The 19,731-nt window shown below is 51.5% G+C and carries 21 protein-coding genes; 15 read left to right on the forward strand and 6 right to left on the reverse strand.

What is annotated here, in order from left to right; translation table 11 throughout:
* Window positions 1-207 precede the first annotated feature (207 nt).
* The gene (locus G549_RS18930) at window positions 208-789 is read right to left on the reverse strand and encodes a hypothetical protein (protein WP_156905469.1); all 582 of its coding nucleotides are present in this window, start codon (window positions 787-789) and stop codon (window positions 208-210) included.
* A 158-nt stretch (window positions 790-947) separates the two neighbouring features.
* Here G549_RS18930 and G549_RS0103740 point away from each other — a divergent pair, with 158 nt between their 5' ends.
* Window positions 948-1,298, forward strand: coding sequence for a hypothetical protein (locus tag G549_RS0103740; RefSeq protein ID WP_027833895.1), 351 nt, complete (start codon window positions 948-950; stop codon window positions 1,296-1,298).
* Window positions 1,299-1,407: 109 nt separating this feature from the next.
* On the opposite strand, the gene G549_RS0103745 is transcribed toward G549_RS0103740, so the two are convergent.
* The 5 genes from G549_RS0103745 to G549_RS0103765 all read right to left on the reverse strand — a co-directional run bounded on the left by G549_RS0103745 (window position 1,408) and on the right by G549_RS0103765 (window position 6,324).
* Window positions 1,408-1,887: a chemotaxis protein CheW gene (locus tag G549_RS0103745; RefSeq protein ID WP_036220943.1), complete on the reverse strand. Its 480-nt coding sequence runs from the start codon at window positions 1,885-1,887 to the stop codon at window positions 1,408-1,410.
* 21 nt (window positions 1,888-1,908) lie between these two features.
* Window positions 1,909-4,461, reverse strand: coding sequence for a chemotaxis protein CheA (locus G549_RS0103750; protein WP_027833897.1), 2,553 nt, complete (start codon window positions 4,459-4,461; stop codon window positions 1,909-1,911).
* A 30-nt stretch (window positions 4,462-4,491) separates the two neighbouring features.
* Window positions 4,492-4,851 carry a response regulator gene (locus G549_RS0103755; protein WP_027833898.1) on the reverse strand — a complete coding sequence of 120 codons (360 nt, stop codon included), beginning with the start codon at window positions 4,849-4,851 and terminating at the stop codon, window positions 4,492-4,494.
* A gap of 7 nt (window positions 4,852-4,858) precedes the next feature.
* Window positions 4,859-5,149: an STAS domain-containing protein gene (locus tag G549_RS0103760; RefSeq protein WP_027833899.1), complete on the reverse strand. Its 291-nt coding sequence runs from the start codon at window positions 5,147-5,149 to the stop codon at window positions 4,859-4,861.
* Between the two features lie 131 nt (window positions 5,150-5,280).
* Window positions 5,281-6,324, reverse strand: a complete 1,044-nt coding sequence (locus tag G549_RS0103765) for an enoyl-CoA hydratase/isomerase family protein (protein ID WP_036220946.1) — start codon at window positions 6,322-6,324, stop codon at window positions 5,281-5,283.
* Window positions 6,325-6,406: 82 nt separating this feature from the next.
* On the opposite strand from G549_RS0103765, the gene G549_RS0103770 reads away from it, so the two are divergent.
* The 14 genes from G549_RS0103770 (at window position 6,407) to obgE (ending at window position 19,728) form a co-directional block, all read left to right on the forward strand.
* On the forward strand, window positions 6,407-7,009 hold the full coding sequence (locus G549_RS0103770) for a pyridoxamine 5'-phosphate oxidase family protein (RefSeq protein ID WP_027833901.1): 603 nt from the start codon (window positions 6,407-6,409) through the stop codon (window positions 7,007-7,009).
* Between the two features lie 334 nt (window positions 7,010-7,343).
* Complete coding sequence (locus tag G549_RS0103780; protein WP_027833902.1) at window positions 7,344-8,348, forward strand: ABC transporter ATP-binding protein; 1,005 nt, start codon at window positions 7,344-7,346, stop codon at window positions 8,346-8,348.
* Window positions 8,345-9,328 carry an ABC transporter ATP-binding protein gene (locus tag G549_RS0103785; protein ID WP_027833903.1) on the forward strand — a complete coding sequence of 328 codons (984 nt, stop codon included), beginning with the start codon at window positions 8,345-8,347 and terminating at the stop codon, window positions 9,326-9,328. The genes G549_RS0103780 and G549_RS0103785 overlap by 4 nt, the downstream gene beginning before the upstream one ends.
* Window positions 9,329-9,450: 122 nt before the next feature.
* Complete coding sequence (locus G549_RS0103790; protein ID WP_027833904.1) at window positions 9,451-11,154, forward strand: peptide ABC transporter substrate-binding protein; 1,704 nt, start codon at window positions 9,451-9,453, stop codon at window positions 11,152-11,154.
* A 76-nt stretch (window positions 11,155-11,230) separates the two neighbouring features.
* Window positions 11,231-12,241, forward strand: a complete 1,011-nt coding sequence (locus tag G549_RS0103795; protein WP_027833905.1) for an ABC transporter permease — start codon at window positions 11,231-11,233, stop codon at window positions 12,239-12,241.
* The gene (locus G549_RS0103800; protein ID WP_027833906.1) at window positions 12,234-13,148 is read left to right on the forward strand and encodes an ABC transporter permease; all 915 of its coding nucleotides are present in this window, start codon (window positions 12,234-12,236) and stop codon (window positions 13,146-13,148) included. Before G549_RS0103795 ends, G549_RS0103800 begins: the two co-directional genes overlap by 8 nt.
* A gap of 270 nt (window positions 13,149-13,418) precedes the next feature.
* Window positions 13,419-15,245, forward strand: coding sequence for an ABC transporter ATP-binding protein (locus tag G549_RS0103805; RefSeq protein ID WP_027833907.1), 1,827 nt, complete (start codon window positions 13,419-13,421; stop codon window positions 15,243-15,245).
* Between the two features lie 238 nt (window positions 15,246-15,483).
* Window positions 15,484-16,092, forward strand: a complete 609-nt coding sequence (locus G549_RS0103810; RefSeq protein WP_027833908.1) for a 50S ribosomal protein L21 — start codon at window positions 15,484-15,486, stop codon at window positions 16,090-16,092.
* Between the two features lie 19 nt (window positions 16,093-16,111).
* Window positions 16,112-16,378, forward strand: coding sequence for a 50S ribosomal protein L27 (gene rpmA / locus G549_RS0103815; protein ID WP_027833909.1), 267 nt, complete (start codon window positions 16,112-16,114; stop codon window positions 16,376-16,378).
* Window positions 16,379-16,504: 126 nt separating this feature from the next.
* Window positions 16,505-17,068 carry a GNAT family N-acetyltransferase gene (locus G549_RS18935; protein WP_051213313.1) on the forward strand — a complete coding sequence of 188 codons (564 nt, stop codon included), beginning with the start codon at window positions 16,505-16,507 and terminating at the stop codon, window positions 17,066-17,068.
* Complete coding sequence (locus tag G549_RS0103825; protein ID WP_027833910.1) at window positions 17,055-17,612, forward strand: GNAT family N-acetyltransferase; 558 nt, start codon at window positions 17,055-17,057, stop codon at window positions 17,610-17,612. Before G549_RS18935 ends, G549_RS0103825 begins: the two co-directional genes overlap by 14 nt.
* Window positions 17,593-18,138: a GNAT family N-acetyltransferase gene (locus tag G549_RS21180; protein WP_051213315.1), complete on the forward strand. Its 546-nt coding sequence runs from the start codon at window positions 17,593-17,595 to the stop codon at window positions 18,136-18,138. Before G549_RS0103825 ends, G549_RS21180 begins: the two co-directional genes overlap by 20 nt.
* On the forward strand, window positions 18,131-18,691 hold the full coding sequence (locus tag G549_RS18945; protein WP_051213317.1) for a GNAT family N-acetyltransferase: 561 nt from the start codon (window positions 18,131-18,133) through the stop codon (window positions 18,689-18,691). Before G549_RS21180 ends, G549_RS18945 begins: the two co-directional genes overlap by 8 nt.
* The gene (gene obgE, locus G549_RS0103840) at window positions 18,688-19,728 is read left to right on the forward strand and encodes a GTPase ObgE (RefSeq protein ID WP_027833911.1); all 1,041 of its coding nucleotides are present in this window, start codon (window positions 18,688-18,690) and stop codon (window positions 19,726-19,728) included. The genes G549_RS18945 and obgE overlap by 4 nt, the downstream gene beginning before the upstream one ends.
* The last annotated feature ends 3 nt before the right edge of the window (window positions 19,729-19,731 follow it).

A 19,731-nucleotide genomic window follows, 5' to 3' on the forward strand; every position in this document is an offset into this window, starting at 1 on the left:
GCAGACCCGTGCAAATCAAGCAAAATCAATTGGGATAGCAAATGGCGACCGAACTTCAGTTTTCGCCTTTGTGTAAACCTTGTTCAAAGGTAAACATTATTGGTTAATAGTTGGTTTTTACACGTGCTATTGTTCACAAAAAAGGGTGCAGTATTATTGCACCCTCTTTCCAAATCCTGGAAGAAATTTGATTGTTGCAACAGCGCGTTAGAACAATTCGATATCGTCGTGCTCGACAACTGGCTTGTTGGCTTTTGAAATTTCTTCTTTGATCAATGTATCGTTGATGGAGCTGTCGAGGTGTTTGACAAAGACTTTGCCTAAAACCGGTTGAAACACCACGCGCCGCGCATAAGTGCCGCCCAAATCTTCTGCGGCGGCTTTATAGCCTTCCGCCGAGAGAAATCCGCGCACGAAGGCCGCGTTTTTGGCGCCGACATCATCCATTTTTTGGTTGATATTGCCGCCACCGAATACTTTTATTTCCAGCTGATCGCGTTGGCCGGAGCCTTGGTTCAGCACTTTGTTGATCAACTCTTCCATCGCATAAGCACCGTAGCGGGCGCTCTCACCATATCGGTCGCGAGAACTGTCGGACTGCACACCCAAAAGGAAATGGTTCATGCCGCCAACACCCGTGAGCTTATCTCGAATACACGCAGCAACACAGGAACCCAGAACCGTCGAGAAGGCGACGTCTTTGTCGTTGGTGACATGACAGTCACCTTGATGCACCTGCTGGGTGGATGCTGCGGATATATCTCTGGGCGATCTTGCGCTCGGCTTCACTACACTCACCTGAAATAGTCGTTTTTACAAACCTACACCTTAAATTGTTAGTGAACTGCTAACCAAAACCAAAACTAGCGGATTTTTTGCACATAGTTTCAAACCCTGTTTAGGAAATAGGCGTTAGGCTGGAAGTCTAGTAAATCGGGGGATCGCGTATGTCCTTGGCAAAGTTGGCCATTGAGTTAGAAGAAACTGCCCGCCAAACGGCGGAAATGGTAGATCGGGTAAATGATGGCCTTGCCGTTCTTATGGACGACAGCGTCAGCTGCAAGACCGCGCGTGATGAAGCTATTCGGAAAATTATTATCGGGTTGCAAATGCAAGATCGCATTCAACAACGCTGTGACAACATGGCTGGCGCCTCGCGCCGCATGGCAGAAATGGTTGAAATCGCTGATCGGGTTGAAGCAGAGGATGTTTGGGCGGGGCTCAATTTGGATGAGTTGCGCAAGCCAAATCTTTCCGGCGTGGCCCAACGCAACAATGATGATGTGGAGCTGTTTTAAACCGGCTCGGCAAAACCAAGAGTTTTAAATTCGGTTGAAAAACCAAAAGAAAAAGCCCGGCCAAATGCCGGGCTTTTCTGTGTCTCAATGACTGCTTGTGGCAGACGACTTAGGATTCTTCGCCCGTATTGCCTACAACAGTGTCCAGATCGATCAACCCGACCATGCGATTATCATGGGTGATAATGCCGTTGAGCAATTCCGCATCCATATTCTCGCCTTCAGGCACATTATGGATATCATCTTTTTGAATGGTGAGAATGTCAGACACTGCATCCACCAAAATACCAATCCATTTGTCGCCGACAGACAGAACCACAACGACGTGGTTTTTTGTGGCCTCGGTCGCGCCTTCGCCAAACCGTGCGCGCAAATCAAAGATTGGCACGATCGTGCCGCGCAAATTGATCACACCACGCACATATTTGCGGGTATTCGGCAATGGGGTCGCCCCATTCCATGCGCGGATTTCCCGCACAGTGGTGATTTCCACACCATATACTTGCTCGCCAATTGAGAAGGCGATCAATTGAATTGAGTTGGCGCCGCCTGGCTCGTGGCCATTTTCACTGACTTCAATTGCTTCCATATTCAATCTCCATTTATGCCGTTACGCGGCGTTCCGATGGTTTGGGCCTGCCTTTAGGCCCTGTACATCGACAATCAACGCCACTTGGCCATCACCTAGGATCGTGCCACCAGCAATGCCGTCGATACGCTCATAGTTTTCCTCTAAACTCTTAATAACAACTTGCTGCTGGCCGATAATTTCATCTACAACTAACGCAATCTTACTAGAGCCATCTGCTTCACACAGAACCACGAAGCGATCTTTCTCTTCAGCGGTCGTATGCATCGCAAAACGTGTCGCCAAATCAGCCACTTGCACATATTCGCCGCGAATTGAGAGCAAACGTGCGCCGCTTGGCGTTTTACCAAAGTCAGCTTTGCCTGCCTGGATCGTTTCAACGATTGAAGACAATGGCACCACATAGGGGCATCCCGCGACGCTCACCAGCATCACGTCCAGTACCGCCAAAGTAAGCGGCAGGCGCAAGGTCATGCGTGTGCCACGACCCGGATGGGAGCGCACATGCACCGACCCACCAATCTTTTTAATGTTGGACAGCACCACATCCATGCCCACGCCGCGGCCTGAAATATCAGACACTTCGGTTGCGGTTGAAAAGCCAGGGGCGAAAATCAGATTATCGATCTGTTCGTCACTTGGGTTTTGCTCAGGCTGGATAACACCACGTTCCCGTGCAATGTCCAAAACCCGCTCGCGGTTAATGCCTGCGCCATCGTCCTCGACAATAATCAAGATATTGCCGCCCGCCTGTTCGGCAGAAAGGCGGATGGTACCTTGTTCAGGCTTGCCGCGCGCGATGCGTTTTTCGACAGATTCCACACCATGGTCAGCTGAGTTCCGGATCATATGTGTCAGCGGATCGGACAATTGCTCGATCACCGTCTTATCGATCTCGGTCTGCTCGCCCACCATTTCCAACTTGATCTTCTTGCCGGTCTTCGTGGCCAATTCACGTACAAGGCGTGGCATACGGGAGAATACTGATTTTACGGGCTGGGCACGGATGGCCATCACGCTATCTTGCAGACCACGCGTGGTTTGCGCCAGCACTTCAATGCCCCGCACCAGTTCCTGATATTTTTCCCGCAGCGTCTCATCCATTTGCTGTGTCAGCATGGATTGAGTGATAACGAGTTCGCCCACCATATTCACAACACGGTCAACCTTATCCAGATCAACGCGAATAGATTGGACTGGCGACTTGTCCGGCGCTTTTGACTGCGTAATTTTGTTTGCAGCAGCGGCTGCAGGCGGTGCCTTTGGCGCGGCAGGACTTGCGTCGGTTTGAGGGGCGGCTTTCGCCTTGGGCTCTTCTTCGTCCAAAAGATCGGACAGCATCGCTTCAGCATCCATGCTATCGTCACCCTGCTTTTGTTTGATTTCATCAGCAACGGCAGATGGCGTCTCATCATCTGAGCTGCTCGCCTCTGGCGCCTGTTCTTCTTCTGCTTCACCCAAGCCTTTAACGCCCAGTTCGCCCGCAAGATCTGCAAAGCTGACTTCGCTTTCGCCGGCCGCTGGTTCATCGGTGGCCGGTGTCATTTCATCGGGCTTCACAACAACTTTGGACGTGGCGCTAATGTCGCCCACCAAATGTGCGGCTTGCTGCTCGGAGATGCCTCCGGGCGGTGTAATTTCTATTTCGCAGTCGCCTTCAACGAACTCAAATACTTCGCGAATGCGCTCTTCGGTGACGTCATCACCTTTGAGATAAATGGTCCAAGAACAATAAGGCTGGAATGGCTCAAAGTCCTGCAGCGGTGGAATTTCGCGCAGGTTGGCCCGCATTTTGGTTTCGCCAATAATTGCCATTTCGCGGAACAGCAATAGAGGGTCATTGGCGCGCTCATAAAGCGCGGGCAGCGGCGTAAAGACAACGCACCAGCAATCCGAGGCACCCATGTCGGCGGCGTCAATGTCGCTTTCTTCATCTGAATGATCTGCGGTGGCCGGATTGTCGCTCTCAAATACCACATCCGCATTGGCAATCTCCTCTGCCAAGGCTTCATGGTCACTATCGTCAACATTGTCCATCAAAGCGGCGTTCAGATCTTCTTCAAGCGGCGACTCTTCAAACTCATCGCTTTGCTCGGCATCAGCGTCGCTGCTGTCGACCTCAACCATTACCGGGGTGAATTCGATGTCGAAATCTTCTGGGTCTTCTTCGCCCGCTTCGCCATCGGCATCCGGGTTGCACAATTCATCGAATTGGCGTTTCTCGTCGGCGCCGTAATCGGCTCCCAATTCACGATTTTCTTGAGCTGCTGTCACAAAATCCGCGACCAAATCGATTGAACGGATGCAAAGCTTGATGACATCTTCGGTCAGCTCAACCCGACCATCACGCACAAAATCAAGCAACGTTTCAAAGCTGTGGGCAAATCCAACCAAACCTTGGAAGCCAAACGCACCCGCGCCACCTTTGATAGAGTGAATGGCACGAAAAACAGCATTAAGACGCTCAGTGTCCTGATCGCCTTCTTCAATTGCGACAAACTGCTCTTCAAGCTCAATCAAGAGCTCCGAACATTCATCAAAATACGTTGCTTTAAACTCGTCTAGTTCACTCATGGCTTATCCAGCCCCATTACTTATTGTGGTTTAGTGGCTGACCTTTTTAATGACGCTCAGCAGCTTATCGGGATCAAAAGGCTTCACAATCCACCCTGTGCCGCCAGCTGCACGTCCTTGATCTCGCTTATCCTGGCTCGTTTCTGTAGTCAGAATGAGAATAGGCAAGCTTTGATGCTTCCCTGACGCTCTGACGTTTTTGATAAATTCTATGCCATCCATAATCGGCATATTGATATCAGTGATCACCACATCTACGGACTCGTTTTGCAAGACATCCAGGCCTTCCTGGCCATTCTCGGCTTGCAAAACCTCGTATCCAGCGCCAGCAAGCGTGTGCTGGAGCATGGCGAGGATGGTGCGAGAATCATCAACCGTGAGTACACGCATAAACCGACTATCCTTTCATATAAGGTTCAAATGCGTCATCTAGTCCGAGTGTTGAGACTGCACTTGAAAAGTGTTCACTTGGCGCGGACAGGCGCAATTCATAGTCATGCTGTTTGGCAGCAACACCTGCACTTAACAACATGAACAACGCACTTGTTGACACACGCTCTACGTTTGAAAGTTCAATCTCAAGACTGCCGGCATTAAGCGCATCCAGCATCTCCTCGCGCATATTATCGACAACACCAGTGTCAGCAACTGCGGGCATTTCTATTGTCTTTAATTGAGTCTCGGCCATTCTAGCCTCTCCCTCATACACACGATTCAATTCATGCCAGTTTCACCACTAACTATTTAAGATTTCCTAACCATATGGCGATTAGCGCGATTTTATTTCACCAAACGGTTGAATACTGCTTTGAGACGGGATCAGTTTGTCAGTAAAAAAGAGAATTGGTCTTGCGAGACTTCGCGAATGCTTTTTGGCTGCCAATTCGGGTTGTTGTCCTTATCCACCAACACAGCGCGCACGCCCTCTGAAAAATCGGGCGCGGAGACGATGGCCCGCGCAACATCCCGTTCAATTTCAAACTGCACCGCAATGTCGTCAATGCTGGCCGACCGCTTGACCAACAAAAAGGACGCCATCAAGGATGTCGGGCTGCCCGCCACTAAACCTTGATGCAGTTTTTGAGCGCGTTCATCCCCCGCCGACGCCGCACCTAGGGCATCGATAATCGCTTGCAAATCGTCACGTTCAAAAACGGATTGATGCTGATCGGCCCACGCGGTAAAGGGCGCGTCCATTGTGGTTTGTGCCAAGGCTGCAGTGGCCTTTTTGGCGGCAGCCAGCGGATCGGGCGCTTGCGCACATTCTTCAAGTATCTCCGGCAGTTTTGCCCAATCATTTTCGCTGATCAGCGTGTCAGACAGGTTGAGCGCAATTGCGTCAGCGGGCGACACCAACTCCCCCGTCAGCAAAAAGGCCATGCGCTGATGAAGAGGTGCGGCTTTGACCAAATAATTGACCGCAACATCGGTGAAGAAACCAATAGATTTTTCCGGCATGGCGAACCGCGCGCCTTCTCGTACCAATCGCAATTGTGCGTGGCCGGACAATCCGATCCCCCCGCCCATAACAATGCCGTGCTGCAGCGACACCACAGGGATTTTTGACACGGCTATGCGCTCGTAAAGCGCATATTCGCGATCGAAAAATGCCGTGGCACCATCAACACCACCAGCCTCCAATGCCGCCCGCACGGCTTTTACATCGCCACCGGCGCAAAAACCTTTTTCCCCCTCGCCGGACAAAACGATCATCGAGACCGCATTATCCTGCTCCCACGCATTAAGCTGAGCCGTCATCGCATCAATCATATCCAGGTCGAGCGAATTGAGTGCACGCGGTCGATTAAGTTTGATCTCACCGAGTTTTCCACGCTGTGCGAATAAGGTTTTTTCTTCAGTCATTATGCGTTTGGCCCTTGTTATTCTTTGATCTTTACCTAGAGTTTATCCGGTTATGACGGGAAATGGCAAAGGAAGTCAAAACATGTCCATCGTTAAAACTGAAGCGGAATTGGGCGCCATATATGGCGGCGTATCTGAAGCCTCATTGGTGAAAGAAATCGATTTCCTCTCCGAAGGCTATCAAGCTTTTGTCACGCATTCGCCCTTTGCCATTCTATCCACCGTGGGGCCGGAAGGCACCGATTCCAGCCCGCGTGGCGACAAGCCCGGCTTCGTGCACATTGCTTCCCCCCGCGAATTGCTGATGCCAGATCGACGCGGCAATAATCGCATCGATAGCCTGCGCAATATTGTCCGCGATCCGCGATGTAGTTTGATGTTTATGGTGCCGGGAAATGCCAATGTGCTGCGGGTGAACGGCCTTGCCGAGATTGATGTTGATCCAGCGCTGTGCGCCCGTTTCGACATTGATGGAAAATCGCCCAGAAGTGTGGTGCGGCTGCGCATTGAAAAGGCCTATTTTCAATGTGCTCGCGCGATAATGCGCGCCGATTTATGGGGCGATCATGACGCCCCTCACCTGCCTACACCCGGCCAATTGATGAAAGAGATCACAAACGGCAGTTTTGATGGTGCCGCCTATGATCGGGAATGGCCGGCTCGCGCCAAAACCAGCCTTTGGTGACCCACGCTCATTTTCGCCCATAAAGACTTTCGCGGCGACAAGTGAAATTGAGAAATCCTGGGCCACTTCAAGAGCAAATTTTGCTCAAGGTAAGTATAGCTGACCTAATTTTTATTCCTCTTAGAATATTTTTTTCACAGATCCTTTCGCCCCTCTATTCGCCAAATCTTCTCAAGTCTTCATCAAAAAAGTCTTGGAATCCGGCAGCATATTGGCTGGACCAATTTATTTCTTCTTTATCGCTGCAGAAAAAATTGATCAAACCAATTCATCATTATAAATTTGTTCTTGAAAAAGGCCGAAAGTTCGATAGTCTCACTCAAAACAAAAAAATATGCTGGGGGGAAGAGCGATTAAGCCGGTATTAGATGTTACTGACTTAAGAACTGTATTTCATACTCAAGACGGAACGGTGCACGCGGTAAATGGCATTAGCTTTTATCTTGAGGAAGGTGAGTTATTAAGCGTAGTTGGGGAAAGCGGATCTGGTAAGAGTGTTACCATGATGTCGCTATTGAAATTGTTGCCTATTCCGCCTGCCGAAATTGTGGCTGGCACGGTCGAATTTGATGGCAACGACCTTCTTAAATTGGAACCCGAAGCCCTGCGGCAAGTCCGCGGCGGCGATATTGGGTTTATTTTCCAAGATCCGATGACTTCATTGAACCCCGTGTTCAAAGTCGGCTTCCAGATTATGGAGCCGCTCAAGGAGCATTTGGGCCTTTCCGAAAAAGAAGCAAGAAAGCGCGCAGTTGAGCTTTTGGAGCTTGTGGGCATTCCCAGCGCGTCAGATCGGCTGGATGATTATCCACACCAGTTTTCCGGCGGCATGCGCCAACGGGTGATGATCGCGATTGCGCTGGCTTGCGACCCGAAAATTTTGATTGCCGACGAGCCGACCACCGCTTTGGATGTGACCATTCAGGCGCAGATCATTGAGCTGGTGAAAAAGCTACGGCAAAAGCTGGGCATGGCCATTGTCTGGATCACCCACGATTTGGGTGTGGCTGCGGGCATCTCTGACCGCATCATGGTGATGTATGCCGGCTTTGTGGTGGAGCACGCCAAGGTCAAAGACCTTTATAAGCGACCTTTGCACCCCTACACCCGCGCCCTGTTGGCGACTTTGCCGACAGACGATGAAGAAGGCGAAGATCGGCTAAAATCCATTTCCGGCTTGCCACCCGCGCTGCACGAATATCCCAATTCCTGTCCTTTTGCGCCACGCTGCGAACATGCATTTGATCGCTGCCAGAAGGAAAATCCACTCTTGATGGAAATGGGCGATGGCCACCAGGTGGCTTGCTGGTGGGATGTTGAAAAGGGAGCGCCGCGATGACCAAACATGATCAGGTTTTGGTGAAAGCCCAAAATGTAAAAGTGCACTTCCCGATCCACAAAGGCATTTTGAGACGGCAAGTCGGCTCTGTGAAAGCCGTTGACGGGCTGAATTTTGAAATCCGCAAAGGCGAGACCCTTGGTCTTGTGGGCGAAAGTGGTTGTGGCAAATCCACAGCCGGGCGCGCCATGCTGCGCCTTTATGAATTGACCGAAGGGCAATTGGATTTTGAAGGCGTGGATATTGCCAGCCTTGATCCGAAAGCCTTGCGTGAAATTCGCCCGCGGATGCAAATGATCTTTCAAGATCCGCAAGCCTGCTTGAACCCGCGCATGACCGTTGGCTCCATCATCGCTGAACCTTTGGACGAGCACACCAACCTATCGACCGAGGAAAAGCGCGAAAAGGTGAAGAGCCTTTTGGATGCGGTGGGCATGAACCGGGACTTTGTGAACCGCTATCCGCACGAATTTTCTGGCGGTCAACGCCAACGTATCGGCATTGCGAGAGCCCTGGCGCTCGACCCTGATTTTATCGTTTGCGACGAACCCATTGCCGCCTTGGATGTGTCCATTCAGGCGCAAGTGGTGAATTTGCTGCAAGATATTCAGGAGCGGATGGGGCTCACCTATTTGTTCATCTCGCACGATCTGAGCATGGTGCGCCATATCGCGGACCGCGTGGCGGTGATGTATTTGGGCAAAATTGTAGAGCTGGCTGATAAGCGGGATCTATATAAAACACCCAAGCACCCCTACACGCAGGCGCTTTTATCCGCTGTGCCTGTGCCCAACCCCGAAGTGGAAGCCAAGCGGGAGCATATCGTTCTTCAAGGCGACGTGCCCAGCCCGGCCAATCCGCCGAAGGGATGTAATTTTTGCACGCGCTGCCCGGTTGCCATCGACAGATGTCGAGTGGAGGAGCCGGAATTGCGCGAGCTAAATAAGGGCCAGTTTGTGGCCTGCCATTTGGCGGAGTAATTCGCCAAATTTCGTTTCTGGTCAGCAGTGCTGGCCGGGGAAATCCCCAGCTTTCGAGCTGGGCGTTCGTCGCCTTCAAAACAATAAAAAAGAAGGCGCGAGCTCTTAACCAGGAGGAAATAATGCGTAAACTTAAAACTCTGATTATGGCAACGGCTGCGGCGTCTACGTTCGCAACTGTCGCTTTGGCAGAGCGCGGTTCAGACGGAAACCTCAATGTCGCTTATTGGCAAGCGGTTTCCATTTTGAACCCGTATCTGTCTGGCGGTACCAAGGATATTGAAGCGTCTTCATTGATTTTGGATCCTTTGGCCAACTATCGCCCTGATGGCTCTATGGAGCCTGCCTTGGCGACAGAAATTCCAACCATTGAAAATGGCGGCGTTTCTGAAGACCTGACATCCATCACGTGGAAATTGCGTGACGATGTTGTGTGGTCTGACGGCACACCATTTACAGCAGCTGACGTTGTCTTCTCGGCCAATTATTGCTTGGACCCAGAAGGTGGCTGTAACGCAGCATCAAACTTTGCTGATGTGGAAAGCGTTGAGGCGCTTGACGATCACACTGTGAAGATCAACTTCTCAGTGGCAAAGCCATTCCCATATGGTCCATTTGTGGGCGCGACTGCTCCTGTGATCCAGGAAGCCCAGTTCAAAGAGTGCATGGGCGCGAAAGCACCTGAGTGTACTGAAGCGAACTTTGGCCCCATCGGCACAGGCCCATTTGTTGTGGACGAGTTCCGCGCGAATGACGTTGTGACCTATAAAGCCAACGAAAACTATCGCGATCCTGCACAGCCTGCTTTTGCAACCGTGACCCTTAAAGGCGGCGGCGACAGCGCAGCAACAACACGCTCTGTGCTTGAAACTGGCGAATTTGACTATGCATGGAACGTGCAGGTTGAGCCTGAAGTGCTTGACCAAATGATGGCTGCCGGCAAAGGCGAAATCATTTCTGCGTTTGGTACATCTGTTGAACGTTTGATGGTGCAATTGACCAACCCAGATCCATCTTTGGGCGACAAGCGCGCAACTGTTGAAGGCGGGCCACACCCGTTCTTGAGCGACATCAATGTGCGTAAAGCATTGTCTATGGCCATTGACCGCGACATCTTGGTTGAAGTGGGCTATGGCCCGAACGGTCAGGTGACATGTAACGTGCTGCCTGCGCCTGAAATTTATGCTTCAACCGCAAATGATGCATGTAAAACTCAAGACGTTGAAGGCGCCAAAGCGCTTCTTGACGAAGCTGGCTGGTTGCCAGGTCCTGATGGCGTTCGTGAAAAAGACGGCGTGCGTTTGTCAATTCTATACCAAACATCCACCAACTCCGTTCGTCAGGGCACACAAGCTTTGATCAAACAGATGTGGCAGGAAATTGGTGTTGAAACTGAGTTGCGCAACATCGACGCTGGTGTGTTCTTCGGTGGTGACCAATCTTCACCTGACACATTCCAGAAATTCTTTGCTGACATCGAAATGTACACCAACAACTTCGACGGCACTGACCCTGAAGCCTATATGGGCAACTGGGTCTGCTCAGAAATTCCTTCTCCTAAGAACCAGTGGATCGGCAACAACATGCCGCGCTTCTGTTCAGAAGAGTATGATGCTTTGAGCGCTGAGATGGGCCAAACTGCTTCAATTGAAAAGCGGTCTGCCCTTGCGAAAAAGATGAACGACATGCTGATGCAGGAATATGTGATTATTCCTTTGATCCACCGTGGTCGTGTATCCGCAGCGTCTAACACCCTTGGCAATGTTGTTCTGAACCCATGGGATTCAGAATTGGCGTTCGCTGAAGAGTGGACACGCGTTGAATAATCGAACTTGTGGGGCGCGCATGGCGCGCTCCACGCTTCCCACTTTTGGGCAATAATGTAGTGTTGGGGAACTCTTCATGCTGAATTACACCCTTAGGCGTTTGCTGTTTGCGATCCCTACCCTTTTGGTGATCAGCTTCATTATCTTCGTGATATTGGATCTAGCGCCGGGCGATCCAACCGGCCAATTACCGCTAACCATTCCCGCTGAAGTGCGCGCGAAAATCCGCGAAAGCCTTGGCGTTGGTGAGCCTATTCATATCGCCTATTTCAAATGGGTGCGTGGTTTCTTTGTTTATGAACCGCTTTATTGGCTTGATCAAATTGGCATCACCATTGGTGATCCCTCCGAACGTGCTCGGATCATTTCTTACGCCACCCGTGGCCCTGTATTCGATCTGATCCTTGAGCGCATCCCGCAAACCTTGTGGGTGGTGGGCCTTTCTTATGTGTTTGGCATTTTGATCGCTTTGCCGATCGGCGTGATTTCTGCCTATAAGCAATATTCATGGTTTGACCAGTTGGGCACATTTATCTCCATGGTGGGCTTTTCCGTGCCGACCTTCTTTACTGGCCTCTTGATGATCGTGATCTTCTCTGTGCAGTTGGGCTGGTTCCCATCGGTCTATGACACTACATTAGATGTGAATAGCTGGGACACATTCATTTTGCAGGTAAAGCAGATGGTGATGCCTGTTGCTGTGCTCGCCCTTTATAATGCCTCGCAGATTTCACGTTTTATGCGCGCGTCGATGCTCGATAATCTGACACAGGATTATGTGCGCACGGCCCGTGCAAAAGGCATGAGCGAAAAAGTAGTGGTGTTGACCCACGTGCTGCGCAACTCGTTGATCCCGGTGGTGACCGTGATCGCCCTCGGCGTACCGACCATTTTCTCTGGTGCGATTATCACCGAGCAAATTTTCCGGGTGAACGGGCTGGGCCAATTGCTGATTATTGGCATTCAGGGCAGCGACTTCCCGCTCGTGCAAACACTGACCTTCATCTTTGCCATTCTCATCGTGCTGTTCAATCTGATCGCCGATGTGATCTATGGCATTCTCGACCCAAGGATCCGCTATGACTGATCAAGCTGCAACCACAACATTGGGCAAGCCGCAGCGCTCCTTGTGGGGCGATGTATTGCGCCAATTCTTGAAGCATAAGGGCGGCGTGGCTGGCCTTGTGATCTTCTCGTTCATCCTTTTTGCGGTATTGTTTGGTCCTTATATCCACACCATCGACCCGCAATATCTAGATATTCGCAACAAAAATTTGGGGCCAACCTGGAAGCACCCCATGGGCACCGACAATTTGGGACGTGACGGCTTGGCGCAAGTGCTGAGCGGCGGCCGCGTGTCTTTGGCCGTGGGCATCGCGGCGATGGCGTTGTCGCTGTTGCTGGGCACCTTGATCGGCATTCTGGCTGGTTTCTTCCGCAAGTTGGATGGGCCGCTTATGCGGACCACGGATTTGTTTCTGGCGCTGCCCATTTTGCCGCTTTTGCTGGTGATCATTTTGTTGTTCCGCGACACGTTGCGGTCCGCATTCGGGCCGGAGATGGGCATCTTCTTGCTGATCGTGTTTGTGATCGGCATCACCAGTTGGATGAATACGGCGCGGATTGTGCGCGGCGAAGTGCTGGCGGTAAAAGAACGTGAATTTGTGTTGGCGGCCCGCTCCATCGGCACCGGCTCAACCAAGACCATTCTGCGTCACATTTTTCCCAACGTGTTGAGCCCGGTGATGGTCTCGGCCACGCTGGGGATTGCCACAGCGATCATTACCGAATCCGCTTTGAGCTTTTTGGGCCTTGGCTTTCCATCCGACTTCCCCACATGGGGACGGCTTCTTTATGATGGCGCCAACTTTATGACCCTTAACCCCGCACGGGTGATTTGGCCTGGTCTGGCGATCTCGCTGACCGTGTTGAGCGTCAATTATATTGGCGACGGCATCCGCGATGCGCTCGACCCGCGCATTCGGGGACGGTAAGAATTCAACATTTTTAATATGTGATAAAACGGCACCAGCAATGGTGCCGTTTTTGTTTCTGCGGGCGTTGCGCCTTGACGCAAGAATAAGGGCTGGCTAGCCTCTTTTCATTCTTAGAGCAGGAGTTTCCCTGATGAAAAAAGTACAAGGCACTACCGCTTAAGCCTTCCGATTTCTTGGAAGTTGCGAAAGCCGAATGAAAGCTGAACGGGCCCGCGCGAAAGCGACGCCCGCAGCATATTTTGTTGCTTTTCTCTAGGACCAATTTACATGTTTAAACTTATTTCGGATCTGGTCGATCCGTTCGTGCGCGGGCGCATGGATACGCCTAATTCCACCCCCCTTGGCTTTATCCGCCAACAAATGCGCCCCTTGCGCTGGATTATTCTTGCTTGTCTTGTGACCACAATATGCGCCGCTCTAATTGAAGTGTGGCTGGTTTACTATGCTGGACATCTCGTCAACCGCCTGGTTGCAATTCCACCCGATCAGATTTGGGCGTTAATGGGCGCAGAACTTGTTCTGGCGGCGTCCATATTGCTGGCGCTGCGCCCTGCCGTGGCTCTTTTGAATGAAGGACTGGACGATATTGTTTTTCGGCCAATTGCTGTCAGCATGGTCAGATGGCAGGCGCACCAGCATATTATGCGACAATCAGTTGGTTGGTTTCGCAACCAGCAATCCGGGCAATTGGCCCAACGCGTGCGCGAAATTGGCGTTTCGGCCACAGGCACCATTTATGCCGTTCTGCATGGCCTTATCTACGTGGTCACCTATTTTGTCGGGTCATTTTGGCTGTTCACCGCGATCGATTTTCGTCTGGCTATTCCACTTTTGATCTGGGTCGCGTTCTATTTATTGCACATGGCCTATGCCGTACCCCGGTTCAGTCGCCACTATGAGCGGTTTGAAGCGGCGAAAACCGATTTAACCAGCCTGTTGGTGGACAATTATGCCAATATCGAAACGGTCAAGCTTTATGCCGACCAAAGCTATGAAGATCAGCATGCGCTCACCAAATTCAGGCGCGCCTTCACGGCATTTGTTGGTGTCCAACGTTTTGAAGTGGTGATCAATGTTGGCATGGTTGTGTTGAGCAACATGTTGCTGGTGGGGCTGATCGGGTATGCGCTTTATTTGTGGCACGTGGGGGCGGCTCAATTGGGCCTGGTGGCCGCATCGCTGGCATTGGCGACACGCGTTTCCAGCATGGCGGAATGGATGATGGACGCAGTTGCCTCGATTTACGGCAATATTGGTGCAACCCGCGAGGCCTTGCGCTCCGTCGCGCAGCCTTTGGATATGCCCGCCAACCCCAATGCACCGAACCTGAATTTTAAAGGCGGTGCGATTGAGTTTCGTGATATTTCGCATCACTATGGACAGGGTGCTGGCGGCTTGGACAGGCTGTCGCTTCACATCGAGCCGGGCCAGAAGGTAGCGCTGGTCGGGGCCTCGGGCGCTGGCAAATCAACGCTGGTCAATTTGATGCTGCGCCATTACGCGCCCGAACGGGGAAAAATCTTACTGGATGGGCAAGATATCAGCCATATCGATCAAAATTCGTTGCGCCAAAACATCGCCCATGTCTCGCAAGATGTTTCACTGCTAAACCGTTCTCTTCGCGACAATATTGCATTTGGCCACTCTCAGGCGTCGCAGTCTGACCTTTATGATGCCGCCCGTCGCGCCCATGCACATCAGTTTATCCAAAACACGGTGGATGACATGGGCAACCAGGGTTATGATGCCATTGTGGGCGAACGCGGGGTGCGGCTTTCAGGTGGACAAAAGCAGCGCATTTCGTTGGCACGGGCACTGCTGCGCAACGCCCCCATCCTGATATTGGATGAAGCAACATCGGCGCTCGATTCCGAGGTTGAAGCCGACATTCTGGATGCTCTTTATACGTTTATGGCGGACAAAACCGTGATTGCGATTGCGCACCGCCTGTCCACCATTGCACATATGGACAAAATCGCGTTTATCGAGAATGGGCGGATCGTTGAACTGGGGCGTCATGATGAGCTGCTGGCGCGCAATGGACGATATGCCAGCTTGTGGCATACACAAAGCCGCGACAAGCTAACCGAATAATTGTTGCGGCAGCGGCATCAAAAATGGGCGAAAAGCGGCCTTTTCCCTTGACTTCAAAGGGATTCTCCAGCATAACCGCCCTCGAATTGAAGCGTAGCTGGGGACAGGTGCGCCGATTTTCATTGGAAAAACTGCAGCTTAAGGCTTTCAGGTTGACCTGAATAAAAGACCGGTAATCCGGCGCCGCACAGCGCGTGACAACACTCTGGCCCACGAACGGCCTTTGAAAGGAATAAATATGTTTGCTGTGATTAAGACAGGCGGCAAGCAGTACAAAGTTGCTGCTGATGACGTCTTGAATGTTGAAAAACTTGATGCCGAAGCCGGCGACACCGTCACCTTTGATCAAGTGTTGATGGTTGGCGCTGAAGGCGACGTAACAATCGGTGCTCCGTTGGTAGACGGTGCTTCTGTTGTTGCTGAGTTGGTTGAGCAAAAGCGCGATAAGAAAATTGTGATCTTCAAAAAGAAGCGTCGCCAAAACTATCGCCGCAAAAATGGTCACCGTCAGCATTTGAGCGTTGTGCGCATCACCGACATTTTGACCGGTGGCGCAAAGCCAAAAGCAACGAAGAAAGCAGCGCCGAAAAAAGAAGCTGCTAAAGAAACAGCAAAGTCTGAAGCACCTGCCGCTAAAGCAGACGCAAAAGACGATTTGAAATTGATCTCTGGTGTTGGCCCAGCTTTGGAAAAGAAATTGCACGCTGCAGGCGTGACCTCTTTGAAGCAAGTGGCGGAATTCACCAAAGCGGACATTGAACGCATTGATGCCGAGCTGAACTTTAAAGGCCGCATTGAACGCGAAGATTGGATTAGCCAAGCTAAAGAATTGATGGCTGGCAAGTAAGTTATAGGAGACTGACAGAATGGCACATAAAAAAGCAGGCGGTTCATCCCGTAACGGTCGTGATTCAGCTGGTCGTCGTCTCGGCGTGAAAAAGTTTGGTGGCGAGCACGTCGTGCCCGGCAACATCCTTGTGCGTCAGCGCGGCACAAAATGGAATCCAGGTGAAAACGTGGGTCTTGGCAGAGACCACACAATTTTCGCGCTTGTGGAAGGCAAAGTGACCTTCTCCACACGTCGCAACAACAAGACTTTTGTATCCGTGATGCCACAAGAGGCAGCGGAATAACGGCGGTTCACATATCATCCGCCGGTTTAACCAAACCCCGGCGGATCGATTGAGACCTGCTAAAAAGCTTCAAAGTTTTAAAGGGGATTGGTGAAAACCGGTCCCCTTTTTGTTTGGAGCATTAAAATGACTAAATCAGTTTTGAAAACCACTCTTCCTTCAACCATCCGCTCAAAGCGTTTGGTGATGCGTCCGTTGGGCGATCAGGATGTGGCGCAACTGGTGGTGCTCGCAAACAATAAAAAGATTGCCGATGTGCTGGCGCGGCTGCCCCATCCTTATGGGGAAGAAGACGCCAAATTCTTTATCAATCTGGCCAACTCCGATGGCGAAGAAAAAGTGTGGGCAATCACGCTCGACGACACGCTTGTCGGCGTTTGTGGCCTTACCTTTTCCGATGACCTGTCAACGCCTGAACTTGGCTATTGGCTTGGGGAACCCTATTGGGGTCAAGGTATTGGTTCTGAAGCTATTTCTGCTTTGTTGAACGCGGTGAAAGAAACCGAGAAAGCGGCGGAACTATTCGCCCGTTGTCTCGTTTCCAACAAGGCTTCCAAGGCACTGCTCACCAAGTGTGGGTTTGTGCATCAGAAGACCCTCACCGAAGAAAGCGGCCTTCATGCCGACAAGGAAATGCACCATTTCCTGTTCAACCACAAAGACGAGCGGATAGATAATGACTTACATTGAGACCAAGAACCTGCTGCTGCGTCCGGTTGAAATAGGGGATGCAGCGAACCTTGCTGAAGCCTTGAATGACTTTGAAATTGCGCGGAATTTGAAAAACGTGCCAACCCCCTGCCGCCCTAAAGATGTGTTGGCATGGTTGGGGCGCACGGTGCATGACCGTTCGCGCGACAATATTGCGTTTATCATCGAAGTTGAGCCCATGAAGCTGGGCGGCTTGATCGATTTTGGGAAGACCGAACGGGGCGTCAATATTGGCTATTGGCTGAAGAAAAACTATTGGGGCAAGGGCCATATGGGCGAGGCGCTGCGCGCGGCGCTTGACTGGTATTTCCTGGAAGATGATCGGGACTTTATCGTCTCGGACATTTTTGAGGACAATTTCGCATCGCGCAAATTGCAAGCCAATCTGGGCTTTGAGGAAGTGGGCACCTGCCAGTTTAACTGCCAAACGCGCGGCGAAACCGTCACGGCAGTCGACACGGTTTTGACCCGGCAAGCCTATTGGGACCTTCGGAGACAGAGCCATGCTCAAATTGAATATTGAGGGATGGCGGCTGCGTCCAATGGAAAAAGCGGATGCTGCCGATTTCCAGCGCATCTTGGAACAATATGATGTGGCGAAATTTCTCATGCCCATTAAGCACCCCTTCCCCGAAGGGGCTGCTGAGGTGTGGGTCCGCGAAAAGCTGAAAAACGGCGCATTGCAAAATACCAGTTTTGCCATTCTCAACCCAGCAGGCGATGTGAGCGACAATGTGGGGTTTGATCAGGATGGTGACAATTGCCATCTTGGTTACTATTTGGACATGCCCTATTGGGGAAAGGGCGTGATGTCAGGTGCGGTTGCAACCGTTCTGGCTTGGCTATTCGACGCCTCAGAAACCACTTTGGTTCACTCGGGTGCATTTGAGATCAATCCTGCTTCGCTCGCCATTCAAAAGAAGCTGGGTTTCATAGAGACTGGACGCGGCACAGCATACTGCGCGGCGCAGGAGCAAGAGCTTGGCCATATAGATACAGCGCTGAGCCGCGATCGGTTTTTGAAAAACAGGGTGGGTTCCAATGCTTAAACTCGCCACTGATCGGCTCTATTTGCGGCCACCACAAATGGATGATGCAGCGGCGATTGCTGCTGCATTATCGCGTTATGAGGTGGCGAAGGATATGGCACATGTGCCTCACCCTTATTCGTTGGAAGATGCTCAAGCGTGGTTGGAGAGACAACCGAAAGTTTTGCCTCCTTACGGGCAAAAATTTGCGATTTTCACCCATGAGGATCAATTTTGCGGCATGACGGGTTTTACCGAACGAGAGGAATTACCCTCGCTTGGCTATTATATGCATCCCGATTTTTGGGGCCAAGGCCTGATGACCGAGGCGAACTGGGCCCTGATCAAATGGCTGTTTAATGGACCGGGCGCAGCAAAAATCACGTCTGGCGTGTTTGATTATAATATTGCGTCATTAAAGGTGCAGCAGAAGTTGGGTTTTCAAACTGTCGGTCAATCTCAGGTACAATCCCTTGCACAAAACAAAGAATTCGCGCATATCGATACAGAACTGACAAAGGATGCGTTTGAAAATGCCGCGCCAACGCTGGCAACCTTGCGTAAAAACACATGAAATTTCTAGACCAAGCAAAAATCTTTATTAAATCAGGTAGCGGCGGCGCAGGTTCTGTTTCGTTTCGGCGTGAGAAATATGTCGAATTTGGTGGCCCTGATGGCGGCAGCGGCGGTCGCGGCGGCGATGTAATCGTGCAATGCGTCGATGGGCTGAACACGCTGATCGATTATCGCTATCAACAGCACTTTAAAGCCGGCACCGGGACACACGGCATGGGCCGGCAGCGAACGGGCGGCGATGGCGCCGATGTGATCTTGAAGGTGCCTGTGGGCACGCAGATTTTTGCCGAGGACAATGAAACATTGATGGCGGACTTCACCGAAGTGGGCCAAGAAATGGTTTTGCTTAAAGGCGGCAATGGCGGCTTTGGCAACATGCATTTTAAAAACTCCACCAACCAAGCGCCTCGCCACGCCAATCCCGGGCTGGCGGGCGAGGAAATGTGGATTTGGCTGCGCCTGAAACTGATTGCGGATGCGGGCCTTGTGGGTCTACCCAATGCGGGAAAATCGACGTTTCTCGCCTCGGTCACCTCCGCAAAGCCGAAAATCGCTGACTATCCCTTCACCACATTGCACCCCAATTTGGGCGTGGTGAAAATCGGCAACCGTGAATTTGTGATGGCAGATATTCCAGGGCTCATTGAAGGCGCACATGAAGGTGCTGGCATTGGCGACCGATTTTTGGGCCATGTCGAACGCACCCGCACCATTGTGCACTTGATTGATGGCACACAAGAAGATGTTGTGGCAGCTTATAAAACCATTCGTGGTGAGCTTGAAGCCTATGGCCATGGCCTTGGCGAAAAACATGAGATTTTGGCGCTGAACAAGGTGGACGCGATTTCGGACGATGACCTTGCTGAAAAACAGGCCGCGCTTGAAGCGGCGAGCGGCAAAAAGGTGCATTTGATCTCTGCGGTCGCGGGCAAGGATGTGGATAAGGTGCTGTTTGACGTGCTGGGCCAATTGGACGACGCCAAAGACGCCGAAGCGCAAGAGGCGCTTGACGAAGACGCGCCTTGGACGCCTTAAGCG

Origin of the sequence: Maritalea myrionectae DSM 19524 (genome assembly GCF_000423365.1) — a bacterium.
GTDB classification, from domain to species: domain Bacteria; phylum Pseudomonadota; class Alphaproteobacteria; order Rhizobiales; family Devosiaceae; genus Maritalea; species Maritalea myrionectae.

Excerpts from the sequence above, each read along its gene's own strand:
- G549_RS0103740 (WP_027833895.1), top strand. The coding sequence starts at position 948 with ATGTCCTTGGCAAAGTTGGCCATTGAGTTAGAAGAAACTGCCCGCCAA.
- G549_RS0103745 (WP_036220943.1), bottom strand. The coding sequence starts at position 1,887 with ATGGAAGCAATTGAAGTCAGTGAAAATGGCCACGAGCCAGGCGGCGCC.
- G549_RS0103750 (WP_027833897.1), bottom strand. The coding sequence starts at position 4,461 with ATGAGTGAACTAGACGAGTTTAAAGCAACGTATTTTGATGAATGTTCG.
- G549_RS0103755 (WP_027833898.1), bottom strand. The coding sequence starts at position 4,851 with ATGCGTGTACTCACGGTTGATGATTCTCGCACCATCCTCGCCATGCTC.
- G549_RS0103760 (WP_027833899.1), bottom strand. The coding sequence starts at position 5,149 with ATGGCCGAGACTCAATTAAAGACAATAGAAATGCCCGCAGTTGCTGAC.
- G549_RS0103765 (WP_036220946.1), bottom strand. The coding sequence starts at position 6,324 with ATGACTGAAGAAAAAACCTTATTCGCACAGCGTGGAAAACTCGGTGAG.
- G549_RS0103770 (WP_027833901.1), top strand. The coding sequence starts at position 6,407 with ATGTCCATCGTTAAAACTGAAGCGGAATTGGGCGCCATATATGGCGGC.
- G549_RS0103780 (WP_027833902.1), top strand. The coding sequence starts at position 7,344 with ATGCTGGGGGGAAGAGCGATTAAGCCGGTATTAGATGTTACTGACTTA.
- G549_RS0103785 (WP_027833903.1), top strand. The coding sequence starts at position 8,345 with ATGACCAAACATGATCAGGTTTTGGTGAAAGCCCAAAATGTAAAAGTG.
- G549_RS0103790 (WP_027833904.1), top strand. The coding sequence starts at position 9,451 with ATGCGTAAACTTAAAACTCTGATTATGGCAACGGCTGCGGCGTCTACG.
- G549_RS0103795 (WP_027833905.1), top strand. The coding sequence starts at position 11,231 with ATGCTGAATTACACCCTTAGGCGTTTGCTGTTTGCGATCCCTACCCTT.
- G549_RS0103800 (WP_027833906.1), top strand. The coding sequence starts at position 12,234 with ATGACTGATCAAGCTGCAACCACAACATTGGGCAAGCCGCAGCGCTCC.
- G549_RS0103805 (WP_027833907.1), top strand. The coding sequence starts at position 13,419 with ATGTTTAAACTTATTTCGGATCTGGTCGATCCGTTCGTGCGCGGGCGC.
- G549_RS0103810 (WP_027833908.1), top strand. The coding sequence starts at position 15,484 with ATGTTTGCTGTGATTAAGACAGGCGGCAAGCAGTACAAAGTTGCTGCT.
- rpmA (WP_027833909.1), top strand. The coding sequence starts at position 16,112 with ATGGCACATAAAAAAGCAGGCGGTTCATCCCGTAACGGTCGTGATTCA.
- G549_RS18935 (WP_051213313.1), top strand. The coding sequence starts at position 16,505 with ATGACTAAATCAGTTTTGAAAACCACTCTTCCTTCAACCATCCGCTCA.
- G549_RS0103825 (WP_027833910.1), top strand. The coding sequence starts at position 17,055 with ATGACTTACATTGAGACCAAGAACCTGCTGCTGCGTCCGGTTGAAATA.
- G549_RS21180 (WP_051213315.1), top strand. The coding sequence starts at position 17,593 with ATGCTCAAATTGAATATTGAGGGATGGCGGCTGCGTCCAATGGAAAAA.
- G549_RS18945 (WP_051213317.1), top strand. The coding sequence starts at position 18,131 with ATGCTTAAACTCGCCACTGATCGGCTCTATTTGCGGCCACCACAAATG.
- obgE (WP_027833911.1), top strand. The coding sequence starts at position 18,688 with ATGAAATTTCTAGACCAAGCAAAAATCTTTATTAAATCAGGTAGCGGC.